Raw genomic sequence first — 12547 nt, 5'->3', positions numbered from 1 at the left:
CGGTTCGGTCCTTCGATCGAGTTCAACTTAGGCCGAGCAGACCGGCGCTTGTGCTTCGCACAAGGCGCGCAAGACATCGACGCGAGAGATGAGTCCAATTAACTTGCCCTGGCGAATCACCGGAAGTCGACGAACGCGATGCAATATGAACTGATCGGCTACATGATTCACTGGTTCGTTGGCTTCCACCGAGATCACTTCGCGAGTCATATGTTGCGCGACCGTGTTATTCATGATCTGCTTGTCATACACCATCGCAAGCAACCCATATTCGGTGAGTACGCCGACCAGGGTGCCTGAGTCATCGATCACAGGTAAGCCACTAATGCGTTTGTCCAGCAACATGCTAATGGCTTGCTGAATGGTCGCATCGGGATGAATGGTATACACGTTGGGTGTCATAATCTGTTCAGCAGTAAGCATGGTACGATCTCCGTCCGATTGTCTTGAATCAATGTGAGCACCGGCCTGCTGGCAAGAGTGGTAGAGAGCCGCCTGGTTGCGCACATTTTCCCACCTTGTTAACCATAGGTCACAACACTGCTGGGGTAGATGCGTGATAAGGGGCAAAATGCCGTAGTTTTTAGGCGAACCATTGCTATCTGGTTTGCGTAGGAATGGTGCCGGCAAAACTAGTTGTAGTGCCGCGCGATCGGCAAAAACTGCTTATTCCTTACGGCAGATGCCATCCCGCACGGAGGGCGAGACGGAAGATTAATTAGGGGCCAGTTCAGTGCTGGCGCAAACTTCTCCTCCGAGCCGTCGATGTCCGCCATCCCAACTACTCCTTCTGATCGTCTCAGGCAACGAATCCCTCGCTCCGCGTTTGCTTTTCGCGGTTACAACATTACCAATCTCGGCAGGACCCACGAGCTTTGGCAGGTGCCAGCGTATCGTGCAGCTTTGGAAAAGTGGTTAGCCCTAGGCAGCACAGTTTGCCGTGAGCATTTGCAAATCTATGCGGATTTGACGGAGCGAGTTATTGAGCGACGAGATTTGGGGCTGCCCGAATATCCCGAGGCGGTTGCCTTTATTATGTCGGTGGAACTCGCTCAGCTGGAGATGCTGGAAACAGTGCATGACATACGGTTTCATGATGCCAAGCTGGCATTTGGATACAGCCTGGGAGAGCTCACGGCTGTTGCTGCCAAGCGGTTGGTGGGTGCCGTAGATGCCATGACCATCCCCGTTGCGCTAGCGTGGGATTGTGCATCGCTGGCGAGCGACATTGAGATGGGCATCCTCTTCTCGCGATCGGAAATGATTCCGGAGGATGCAGTGCATCGCTTGTGCGAGCGTGTAACCGCCGAAATGCGGGGCGTGGTCGGCACTTCGTCCATTTTGTCGCCCAATACGCTACTCGTGTTGGGGCAACATGGAGCATTGGGGCGATTCAAGCAGTTGATGCACGAGGCATTGCCAAAGTCAGTGTTGCTGAAACGCGACCCTAACATCTGGCCGCCGTTGCATACACCGATTGTTAGACAGCGGTGGATTCCGGATCGCGCTTCGGTAATGATGGAACGCATGCTACCAGCGACGACTAGCGAGGGGCCACAACTGTTTTCGCTAGCAACCGGAGCGCCCAGCTACCAAACGATGCCTACCCGCGAGGTGCTACGCCGGTGGGTGGATCATCCCCAGCGATTGTGGGATGCGGTAACCTTCACCCTTCGGGAGGATGTCGATCTTGTCGTCCACGTGGGGCCGGGACCGAACGTGATTCCTGCAACGTTCCAACGACTGAGCGATAACGTGAGTACTCAGCTGGCGCGTCTATCACTAGGAAAAGCCGGCGTGCGTGCCGTGTCGAATCTGGTTCACCGCAGGTGGTTGGCCAATCTACTGCCCGACCGGGCGGCGCTATTGCGCGCACCCGGTGTCGAGCATGTGATTCTGGAAGATTGGCTGTTGGAGAATGCTCCCAGATAGCAGGATTAACCCTGCTTGGGGGCCGTCGCTTGAGCAGTGGATTCAGCCGGTTTGCTCTTCGTGGCCGACGCCCGCAATGCTTCTACCACGTCGTTGGTAATATCGCACTCCGGTGCATAGTCGTAGAGCAGGCTGTCTTGCTTCGTGACAATCACGCTTAGTCCTCGTTCGCGAGCCACCTTACGAGCAGCCGGTTTGACGGCTTCACGAAACTTGCTGATCAATTGCTGACGGTGAACCGCCAGATTCTGTTTGGCTTGGGACCGGGCGTTCTGGAAGTTCTTGTTGGCTTGCTCCTGGTACGAAGCTAGCTGCACAGTCCCCTCTTCGGCTGCGGGCTCCGCGTCCATCGCTTCTTTTTGCTTATTCAGGGCTTCGGCGTACGACTTGGCGAGTTCCGTGAGCTTGGTATTGAGCGCGGCCTCGCGTTGCTTGATCGCGGTCACGATTTGCTTATCGCTACCCAACTGATGGGCAATCTCGTCGAGATCGATGATTGCAACCCCAAGGCCTTGTGACTGCTTGGCTGCTGTCGGGGCCGGTTCGGTTTGGGTGCAGCCAACGAAGCAGGGGAGTGCCATAAGTGTAAATGACAGGGCAAATAGCTTGTTCATCTCAGTCTCTATGCCGTGGAAGATGGGGTGGTCAACAAGCGGCTAAAGCCGGCGGCGAGAGATTAGTGGAACAGCACATTTGGAGCAAGCTTGGTTTAGGGGTGGGATAACATGCGGCAAACAGTGAGTTGCTTGCATTGCTGTCGCTGAATGCAGGGAAGTGGTCGAATAGGCAAACCTTGACGATAAAGTTGTGAGAAATGGTTGGTGAAGTCCTGCCGGTTGTGCCGATTACCGTCGTAGCGACTGTATAGACCTCGTGGATGTAGCGCCATTGCTATGGATAGCGATGACGTTAGAATCTGCCCCCCGCGACCGCCAAGAACCTTGATTCTTGGCCCAGCACTTTTCTAGGAGCTTATCGTGCAAGGCTGTCAAACTCCACTGTGGAACCTCCGTGGTGCGGCTTCAGCGATGACGATCATATGTCTGATGGCTGCTTCACTGGCCCACGGACAAACGCCGACAAGTGTCGATCCGTCAATGATTCAGACAGGACCCACCGGCGACATCGTCTATTCGACTGAGGGAAGCTTCTATAGCCGCCCTAATGCCAGTTACTCTCCCTATGGAAGCGACTACAGCCCAAGTGCACAGGCGCACTTGAGAGCGCGCTACAACACCAAGAGCTACGGCCAGGTGCGTGGTAACCTCGATTTAGGCACCATGCGAGTCTTTGAAACACCTGAAGGGGTGTGGTTTGTCGATGGCCAGGTAACACTGAACGATGAGTCGAAGATCGGCTACAACGTTGGTATTGGTTACCGATACATGACGTTGCCGCTCTTCCCGTTTAGCGACGATACCGCCAAGATTGCTGGTATCAGTATCTGGTCCGACGGTACCACTACCATCAACGACAACTTCCTGTCGCAGTTCGGTGTGTCGCTTGAGTACCTCGGCGACAACTGGGACGTGCGGTGGAACTCGTACGCTGCTCTTTCGGGCACTGAATCCGGAGAAGCGGTTGGAACCGGCGACATTTCGTACGTCGGCAACTTCTTGGCCGCGGAGACCATTACTGGTACCGACGAAGCCCTGGGAGTGAACGAGTTCGAAATCGCTCGTCGCATGGGGAACCGCGACCTGTGGTTCTACGGCGGCGGTTATGGCTTATATGGCGATACTACCGACACCACTGGTTACAAGCTGGGTGCTCGTGGTTATCTGACCCCGGATCTCTCGGTCGACTTAGGCATTTACGACGACGACGTCTTCGGAACCAACTCGAAATTCACCGTTACATGGTTCATTGGACGTACTCGCGATCCCGCTTACTGTACGCCCTCTTTGGCAACGCGGATGCGGGATCCTGTGATTCGTAACGACTACGTGGCAGTGCGTCAGGATAACGTCTTTGGTGGCGAGATTCTTGAGGGCGACCTCGACGGAGACGGTGAAGTAGAACCTATTCGCGTGGTGCATGTCGATAGTTCGGCAGCTGCAGGTGGTGATGGTTCGTTTGAGAACCCGCTCAACACGCTGGCCGGTATCGAAGGCACTGGTGCCTCGCCCGGTATCGTGTTTGTGCACAGCGGCAGCGCCTTTACCGACGATGCTGCAGTACTGCTCGACGGCCAACGCATGTTGGGCGAAGGCAACGACATCGAGCATATCGTAAGCACCACCGATTTTGGCGACGTGGTGCTACCGGAAAGTTCGCTCGGAGCCGCTTCGGGTGCAATTCCCACGATTACCAACTCGGGAGCCCAGGATGCCATTACTTTGGCTAACAATACCTTGGAAGTCTCGAATCTCTCGATCGACGGCGGTGCCCGCGGCATCGTCGCTCCCAATGGCAACATGGGAGTCGATATCAATCACGTAGCTATTTCGAATACAACTGGCAACGGTATCGAACTCACCCCTGGTGTGTTTGCGGATGATCCTGAGACCACGACCGACGAACTCGCAGTGCGGTTTGCTCCCACGATTTCGGATGTGACCTTCGATAACATTGGTGGCAACGACATCGATATCGATGCCACTTCGCCGGAAGCGTCGAGCGTGCCAATTACGGAAGCGATTGCTATCTCTAATGTCACCAGCACCAATGGACAGGGCATTGGCATCAATCTGTCGAATAACGTGAGTGCTGTATCGATTAGCGACTACTCGAACGACTCGGGTAGTGGTCCGGCAGCTATCTTGTTGACTTCGAACGATGGTGCTGTTTCGATCACCGATGCTACCATCACCAATCAGGCTGGCATGGGTATCTCGCTGGTCAATTCCGATGGCAGTCACACCTTCACCGACGTGGCTATCACCGACACCGACGGAGCAGCCATGCACGTCAGTGGGGGGGAAGCCGACGTTACCTTCACCGGCAAGATCACTCAAGCTGGTTTGGGGGCGGTGTTGTTAGTTGAAAACGAGCATACTGGGTCGCTCGACTTCTTCGAAATGGAAGAGGATGAGGGAGTGATCGAAGCCACCAGCGGTGCGGGCATCGTGCTCAACAACGCCGATGGTGTCTACACATTTAACGAAAACGTAACGCTGAATGGCACCACTAATGCGTTGGATGTGACCAACGATTCGGAAGGCACATTGACCTTCCTCGATGCTGAGTTCACGGATACCACCGGCACCACGATTCACTTCGACGGTGGCGAAGCAAGCTTGAGCCTTACCGGTATCGTGTCGCAAAGCAATGCGGCAACTACGTTGTTTGTGGAGAATGAGCACACGGGTACGTTGACCTTCACCGAACGTGAAACCGACGAAGGTATCTTCGACGTGACGAATGGCGACGGCTTTGTGTTCGACGACGCAGACGGCGGTTACGTGTTCAACAGCCTCGTGACGTTGGATGGTTCTGGTAACGGTGCGGATACAGCGATCGATATCCTGAACGATTCGGATGGTACGTTTACCTTCGCTGATGCAACGATTGTCGATCCTTCGGGTGAAGCGATCCGGGTAGACGGCGGTTCTTCGACCTTCACCTTCACGGGTGATATCAGCCAAAATAACAACGTGGCCGCGGTCTACGTGACCGGCGAACACGATGGCACCATGACCTTCCTGTCGCGTGATACCGATAGCGATGTAATCACCGCCACAAATGGTTCGGGCTTGCAGTTCGACCAGGCTGACGGCGACTACGGTTTCATTGGTGCAGTCACCTTGGATGGCTCTGCCGTGGCGGCTGATACCGGGGTGGATATCATCGATTCGGATGGTACTTTCACCTTCAGCGAAACGACCATCGTCGATCCAACCGGCACGGCGTTTAACGTCGATGGTGGTACGGCCGACGTCGACTTCACTGGTAGCATTGAACAGTCGAACAATGCGACCACAGTCGCTGTGACCGGCGGTCACACGGGTTCAATGACCTTCAGTTCGATCGATACCGACACCGACGTGATCAACGCGACAAATGGTGACGGTCTGCAATTCGATAACGCGGATGGTACCTACGACTTTGATGGTACCGTGGTGCTCGATGGCTCTTCCAATGGGGCCGATACCGGTATCGATATCATCAACGATTCGGATGGTACCTTTACCTTCCTCGATACGACGATTGTCGACCCGAGTGGAACCGCGTTTAACGTGGTTGGTGGTTCGGCTGATGTGAGCTATATCGGTAACATCACTCAGTCCAATAACGCGACGACGGTATCTGTCACTGGTGGTCATGATGGAACGATCAGCTTCACCGTTGGTGGAGACACCGACGAAGTCATCAATGCGACCAATGGTAATGGTCTGCAGTTTGACAACGCTGATGGTACCTATCGCTTTAACAGTGCGATGGTGCTCAATGGCGGAGACGCTGGTGTGGACATCTTGAACGGCTCGTCGGGTAGCTTCACCTTCGATAACGAAGTGGAGATCATCAATCCGACTGGCGACGCCTTTGTGATCGACAGCAGCTCTGCCGATGTCGACTTCAACGGAACCATCACCGACAATACCGGCTACGCGGTACGAATCGAGAACAATACCGACGGTACGGTTACCTTTGATGGTGAAGTCACCAGCACCGGAACAGGTATCCTGGTTCAGAACAACACCGGCGGAAGCTTCAGCTTCAACGGTGGTGCTGACCTTGATACCACAACTAACGATGCGGTCACCTTGGCGAGCAACACTGGAACGACTATCTCGTTCTCGTCGCTAGATATCAATACCACCTCGGGGGATGGCTTTGTGGCCACGAACTCCGAAGGAGTCTCGGTGCTTGGTACCGGTAACACGATTACCACTACCACCGGCACTGGCTTGAACCTTAATGGTGTCGAGGTGGCAAGTGCTGGCATCGCCATCGATAGTGTTTCGGTCGACGGTGCGGTGAATGGTATTGTGATGACCGATGTCACCGGTGGTCCGGTTGTGATCGGTGCTACGGCTTCCTCGCAAGGTGGTGGTGGCGAAATCCATAACACCACTGGGGATGGTATCGTGCTGACCAACGTGGAAGACGTCACTCTCAACTTTGTTGAAGTGATGAACGCCACCGGCGATGGTATCATGATGACTAACAGCAACTCGGCACAAATGAACGTGCGGATTGCTGACTCGGTGGTGCGTGGTTCGAGCGATCAGGGCATCAGCCTCGACGCCAATGGTACTGGTGTCGTGCGACTGGCGATGACCGACAACACGCTCGACTCGAATACCAACCAGAGTATCAACCTCGATATCAACGGCAACGCCAGTACGGTGCACATTATTGCCTCAGACAATAACGTTGACACCTCGACCACCTCGAGCGAAGCGTTCAACTTGGTGGCTCAGGGTGCCTCGGGCAAGACGGTGAACCTGTTGCTGGATACCAATAGCTTTACCAATGACGATGGTACTGCAGCGGCGGCTAACATCCTGGCCGATGGTAACGCCACGTTGAATGTCACCGCTGTGGACAACACGTTTGTCAACAGCGATAACACCCCAGGTCCTGCGTTCCAAGCCACGACCAACGCTGGTTCGGCTCGCATTCGCCTGAACCTCGATGGCAACACGGCTAGCTCTGGTACCGTGGCCGGCAACGATGATTTCTATCTCATCAACAATGCTGGTACCTTCACGGTCGAAGACCTGGCCGACATCGAGACCAACAACACTGGCCAAGTCAGTCAGACCGGTGTGATTGGAAACGACTCGGGTAACATTCCTCAGCCGCAGCAACCGTAAGCTCGCTTCGGTAACTTGTGAAACGCAAAAGCGGCCAGTGCTCGATGGTGGGCACTGGCCGCTTTTTATGTTGGGTGGCCACTGAAGTGTTAGCGGTGAGTGGCTACGACGCGATTAAAGTGAAGTTTCACTTCGCCATCGACCACTCGGCGAACTCCTTCCACCAAGCAGTGTGGCTCGTTGCGTTCTTGCCCTTGGCGAACGACTTCGTCGACGGTCTGCCCAGGAGGAACGGTAAAGGTCGATTGGTAAATGATCTGATTGCCAGCATCCAACTCTGGCACAATGAAATGGCACGTTGCTCCGAAGGTGAGCATGCGACTCGCGTACGCTTCGTGATAGGGGCGAATGCCTGGGAAACTCGGCAGCAAGCCGTGATGTAGGTTGATGATTCGCCCCCCAGCGTACTTCCAGCAGCTTGCCGCTGGTAGCACTCGCATGTAGCGGGCCAGCACAATGTAGTCGACTTGATGTTCGTCGCAGATGTCGATCAGCCGCTCGTCATCGGGAATCCCATCTTCGTCGGCGATGTTCTCCCAGGGAACTCCAAATTCGTCTGCCAAACTATGGCACTTTTCACGATTGCCAATCATCACCGACGGAGTCGCCTTGATAGCCCCATCCTGAATCGCTTCTAGAATGGCACGTGGGGTTTCGGGACGGAAGGTCACGCAGATCGCTACGCGAGGCTTCCTGCCGCAGATGTCAGGCGACCAGGTACGCACGGAAAGTCCAGTGCTTTCTGCCACGCCGGCCATGGCTTCTTCCACTTTCGTGCGTTGGCCTGGATCAATCTCCACACGAGTTAGCATGCTGAATACCGACTCCTGGTCGTGGTCGAACATCTGGATCTCCGAGATGTTCGCTCCCAGGGCGGTCACCGAATGGACAATCGGATCCGCCAATCCTCGATTGTCAGGCCCTACGGCTGTGATTACGACTTGCATATTACTTTCCAACCGGTCATAAGTGGTTGCGAGCGTTGCTGGCCCGAAATAGTTTATCAGTCCACTATAAATGCGGCTCCGCCAGATCAACTAAGGTCGAACCTCGTTCGGCTGCCAATTCTGTGAGGTCCGAGTATGTCTAAACCGACTGTAGCGATCGTAGGTGCCAGCGCCGACCCGGCGAAGTATGGAAACCGATCGATTCATGCCCACCTGTCCCAAGGGTACGAGGTTTTCCCGGTGAATCCGAAGGGGGGAGAGATTGACGGCCTCATTGTGTACACTTCGCTTGCCGAGGTGCCGGTGGAGCATCTCAACCGAATTTCGGTGTACTTGCCTCCGGCGGTCGGAATCGAAGTGATCGAGCAGATCGCCGCGAAAGGGTGCGACGAGCTCTGGCTCAATCCCGGCAGCGACGCTCCTGAGGTGCTAGCCCGCGCCCACGAGTTGGGGCTAGAGCCGATTCAAGCCTGCAGCATTGTGGACGTGATGAATCGCGGCGGGGGGTAGCGCACGTGGGATTTCGTACTTCATGAAGCTAGCGTGCGACGTTTTGCCGCACGAGGGCGAACGCTGTCGGGCTGCTAAGATACGTTAGAACTCACTCGAAGCTGGGCTCGCAATGGTTTCTGTCGGAAACACTGCGATGGATACCGCCCTACACGCATCACGCTCGTGCTGCATGCACGGATCGTGTTCCTACGAACCCCTCAAACCCCGAGTAGCGGTTGTGTTTCCCTATTATCCGGTCAACGGTTTTGGGCCCGTCATGCAGGGCATGGTGATCGGTGGCCTCGGTATATTTCATGTGTTTGTCGCCCAGTTTGCCATCGGCGGCGGCATGCTACTCTGCTACTTCCAGTGGCGGGCCAATAACCGTGACGACGAACTCGCTCGCCGATTTGTCGACGGATACTTTCGCTGGCTGGTACTCGTGAGCTTCGTCACCGGAGCAGTGACCGGCGTGGCCATGTGGTTTACCACCATTCAGATCAGTCCTCGCACGATCGGGATGATGATCGATGAATTTCACTGGCTGTGGGCTACCGAGTGGACATTCTTCTGCCTTGAAGTCGCCAGCGGCTACATTTTCTATCGCTACGCCCCGCGGCTCGACGGAACCACTCGCTTGCGGTTACTGATTCTCTACGCGATTGCTGCATGGATGAGTTTGTTCTGGATTAATGGGATTCTGTCCTGGCAACTGACTCCGAGTGGATGGCTCGATAACGGTAGCGTGTGGGCCGGCTTCTTCAACGCTACGTTCTGGCCGTCGCTTGTCTATCGTACCTTGGCTGCGATGGCCATTGCGGGACTCGTCGCCGCGCTGGTGGTGAATCTGGCCAAGGCCTTCACTCTCGAAGAGCGTCGCACGTTGATTCGCCGGGTATTTTGGTTTCTCGCTCCTATGGCACTCATGCCTTTGATCGGTGGCTGGTTCATGCTGGCGCTGCCCGAGGATAGCCGGCAGTGGATCATGGGTGGCAGCATAGCCATGACCCTGTTCTTTTCGCTCGGGGCAGGGGCCTCGCTGCTGATCGGCGGGTATGGACTCGCGATGCTGGTGAAGTCGAATCTCACCATCAACGGGGCGACCGCGTCGCTACTGTGTGCTCTGGCGTTTGCCGCGACTGCCGGCGGCGAGTTTGTTCGCGAAGGTGTTCGTAAGCCCTACACAGTAAGGCACACCTTGTATTCCAACAGCATTACCGAAGACGAAGTGGCCTACTTCCGTCGCGTAGGGTGTACCACCAACGATCCCTATCCCTTGGTCGATGCCGACAGCTATCCCACCGAGCAGCTGCAGCTTGGAGCACACGTGTTTCGTATGCAGTGCGGCATCTGTCACACGATGGATGGAGCAAATGGATTGGTGCACTTGGCTGGTACGTGGAGCGTCGATCAACAGCGGCTGAATATCGCCAAACTGCAGCATACGAAGGCGTTTATGCCACCATTCGCGGGCACGCCGGAGGAGCTTGAAGCCTTGGTGCAGCTTATTCGCTGGCAACACGATGCCCGACCGACCGAGTGGTCCGAGACCACCGACGCCTCGGTGCTGGAGAGTATCGCCCAGCACTTGGAAGAAGCCGGCACTCGTTCCATGGTTGCCCGCCCTCAGTGAGCGATTTTCTCGATCCGATTTACTAACGTCCCATAGCGACCCCATGTTTGACTTGCCCACCGAAAGCCTTGGTTACTTTGTGTTGTACCTCGTGACGCTGGTACTGCACGTGGTGGTGATGAACTACGTTGTGGCTGGTGCGCTGATGGTGGCCGGGGCCGCCGTTTATCGATTGTTCGGGGAATATTGCCAGGCAACACGCACAATGGTGTCGGTGGTAAAAGACTGGTTGCCGCTCGCTCTAGGCGTAACCATTACTTTGGGAGTAGCCCCCATCCTGTTCGTGCAGTTGCTTTACAAGCATGCTTTCTACACGGCCAACCTGCTGCTATTCCATCGTTGGATGGCCATTCTGCCAGTGTTGATCGTCGCCTTTTACTTGCTTTACTTGCAGAAGACCAAATGGCTCGAAGCACGCGGCAAAGGCCTGCAGGCACTCGTCGCGGTCGGCGTACTGGCGATGTTCTTATTTGTTGCTTGGAGTTGGTCGGAGAATCATCTGCTCTCTCTTGCTGGTCAAGAGACATGGACCGAGCAGTTTGCCGCAGGGCGCTGGTGGCACCAAACGGCCGAGTTGCCTCCCCGACTGTCGTTGTGGATGATCGGTTCGCTGGCGACCTTCGCAGTGCTTCTCGGCTGGCAACTAATGGATACCGCCGATAAACAAACTGTTGGTCGGCTATCGCTCACCGCACTAAGTGGAGCAGGCGGAGCAGTGCTCGCGGCCATTTGGTACGCGGTGGTGCTACCGGAAAGCGTTACCAAGGCGCTTCAGCAACCGTGGCCATTGGCATTGTTGGTAGTCGGCGGGGTAGGACTGGCCGGCTTTGTTGCTTCGTGGGGGATGATCGCTAAGAGCGGCCAGTTGCAAACCAAGTGGATGATTTCGGCCTCGGCGAGCATCGGATTGGCGATTATCGCTGCTACGCTACTTCGCGAAGTACGTCGCTACGTCGCGCTCGTCGGTGTCGAGCAGTGGGATGCTGCAGTTCGCGATACTCAACAAGCCGCCCATACTCAAGGGCTGGGCGTGTTCCTGTTGTTCTTCGTCGGCAACGCCGTGGTCATCGCCGGCATCATTTGGAACGTCCGCAAACGCTTAATGCAGTCGGAAAACCAAACTAGCTAGATACTTCGTTCAGGTCTAGATCTAGTACTTCGTCGCTTCGTTTACCAGATGGCCAAGTTCGGGCAGGATGAGCTTCTCCATGGCCAGTCGAACTGCAGCCGTCGAGCCAGGCATCGTCAGCACGACCGTATCGCCGCACACGCCCCCCACCGCTCGGCTGAGCATGGCCGCGGGGCCGATCTCCTGGTAGCTAAGCATGCGGAATAGCTCGCCGTAGCCTGGGAGCTGCTTGGTGAGCATCGTGGTGATGGTTTCATAGGTCAGGTCGCGAGGAGCAATGCCGGTGCCGCCGGTGAGGAGCACTGCCTGCACGTCGGGATTCTCGACCCAGCGAGCGACAAGTTCGGCGATGAGCATCGGCTCGTCGGGGGCGATTTCGCGATCCACTACCCCGTGGCCCGCTTCGTTCAACAACTCAATCACTAGAGCGCCGCCATGGTCGGACTCAGCGGTGCGCGTGTCGCTCACCGTAAGCACCGCCACGGCGACCGGTCGGGCGGCGTCAGAGTGGTGTTGTTTTAGCGACATTGGATGTTTCTCCTCGGCAACATGGGTTGGCTGGATGAGGTAGTTAGTGTCCATATTGCTGGAACAATCGGCAAAAGTGGCCCGCGAACTGTAGCGCAGAGCTTTTGGCACTGGTTTCGCAACG

9 protein-coding genes are annotated in these 12547 nt (G+C 55.8%); 5 read left to right on the top strand and 4 right to left on the bottom strand.

Annotation, left to right across the window (positions count from 1 at the left end; genetic code table 11):
* Positions 1-27: 27 nt before the first annotated feature.
* A complete protein-coding gene (locus Pan181_RS15910; RefSeq protein ID WP_145248048.1) occupies positions 28-423 on the bottom strand; it encodes a CBS domain-containing protein in 396 nt (131 codons plus the stop codon).
* A gap of 573 nt (positions 424-996) precedes the next feature.
* Here Pan181_RS15910 and Pan181_RS15905 point away from each other — a divergent pair.
* Complete coding sequence (locus tag Pan181_RS15905; protein WP_145248047.1) at positions 997-1932, top strand: ACP S-malonyltransferase; 936 nt, start codon at positions 997-999, stop codon at positions 1930-1932.
* 5 nt (positions 1933-1937) lie between these two features.
* Here Pan181_RS15905 and Pan181_RS15900 read toward each other — a convergent pair whose 3' ends face one another.
* The gene (locus tag Pan181_RS15900) at positions 1938-2546 is read right to left on the bottom strand and encodes an OmpH family outer membrane protein (protein ID WP_145248045.1); all 609 of its coding nucleotides are present in this window, start codon (positions 2544-2546) and stop codon (positions 1938-1940) included.
* 414 nt (positions 2547-2960) lie between these two features.
* On the opposite strand from Pan181_RS15900, the gene Pan181_RS15895 reads away from it, so the two are divergent.
* On the top strand, positions 2961-7694 hold the full coding sequence (locus Pan181_RS15895) for a beta strand repeat-containing protein (protein WP_197528408.1): 4734 nt from the start codon (positions 2961-2963) through the stop codon (positions 7692-7694).
* Positions 7695-7783: 89 nt separating this feature from the next.
* Here the strand turns inward: Pan181_RS15895 and Pan181_RS15890 are convergent, their stop codons facing one another.
* The gene (locus tag Pan181_RS15890) at positions 7784-8641 is read right to left on the bottom strand and encodes a formyltetrahydrofolate deformylase (RefSeq protein WP_145248042.1); all 858 of its coding nucleotides are present in this window, start codon (positions 8639-8641) and stop codon (positions 7784-7786) included.
* Between the two features lie 135 nt (positions 8642-8776).
* Between Pan181_RS15890 and Pan181_RS15885 the strand changes: the two genes are divergently transcribed.
* The 3 genes from Pan181_RS15885 to Pan181_RS15875 all read left to right on the top strand — a co-directional run bounded on the left by Pan181_RS15885 (position 8777) and on the right by Pan181_RS15875 (position 11895).
* Positions 8777-9151, top strand: a complete 375-nt coding sequence (locus tag Pan181_RS15885) for a CoA-binding protein (RefSeq protein WP_145248040.1) — start codon at positions 8777-8779, stop codon at positions 9149-9151.
* A 220-nt stretch (positions 9152-9371) separates the two neighbouring features.
* Positions 9372-10766 (top strand): c-type cytochrome, encoded by a 1395-nt coding sequence (locus tag Pan181_RS15880; RefSeq protein ID WP_197528407.1) that lies wholly within the window; start codon positions 9372-9374, stop codon positions 10764-10766.
* 43 nt (positions 10767-10809) lie between these two features.
* The gene (locus Pan181_RS15875) at positions 10810-11895 is read left to right on the top strand and encodes a hypothetical protein (RefSeq protein ID WP_145248038.1); all 1086 of its coding nucleotides are present in this window, start codon (positions 10810-10812) and stop codon (positions 11893-11895) included.
* A gap of 21 nt (positions 11896-11916) precedes the next feature.
* Here the strand turns inward: Pan181_RS15875 and Pan181_RS15870 are convergent, their stop codons facing one another.
* A complete protein-coding gene (locus Pan181_RS15870; protein WP_145248035.1) occupies positions 11917-12423 on the bottom strand; it encodes a MogA/MoaB family molybdenum cofactor biosynthesis protein in 507 nt (168 codons plus the stop codon).
* Between the last annotated feature and the right edge of the window lie 124 nt (positions 12424-12547).

Source organism: Aeoliella mucimassa, assembly GCF_007748035.1.
In the GTDB taxonomy this organism is placed as follows: domain Bacteria; phylum Planctomycetota; class Planctomycetia; order Pirellulales; family Lacipirellulaceae; genus Aeoliella; species Aeoliella mucimassa.
This window is presented reverse-complemented; position numbering and strand designations above follow the sequence as displayed.

Coding starts and splice junctions, on each gene's coding strand:
- Pan181_RS15910 (WP_145248048.1), bottom strand. CDS start 423: ATGCTTACTGCTGAACAGATTATGACACCCAACGTGTATACCATTCAT.
- Pan181_RS15900 (WP_145248045.1), bottom strand. CDS start 2,546: ATGAACAAGCTATTTGCCCTGTCATTTACACTTATGGCACTCCCCTGC.
- Pan181_RS15895 (WP_197528408.1), top strand. CDS start 2,961: ATGACGATCATATGTCTGATGGCTGCTTCACTGGCCCACGGACAAACG.
- Pan181_RS15890 (WP_145248042.1), bottom strand. CDS start 8,641: ATGCAAGTCGTAATCACAGCCGTAGGGCCTGACAATCGAGGATTGGCG.
- Pan181_RS15885 (WP_145248040.1), top strand. CDS start 8,777: ATGTCTAAACCGACTGTAGCGATCGTAGGTGCCAGCGCCGACCCGGCG.
- Pan181_RS15875 (WP_145248038.1), top strand. CDS start 10,810: ATGTTTGACTTGCCCACCGAAAGCCTTGGTTACTTTGTGTTGTACCTC.
- Pan181_RS15870 (WP_145248035.1), bottom strand. CDS start 12,423: ATGTCGCTAAAACAACACCACTCTGACGCCGCCCGACCGGTCGCCGTG.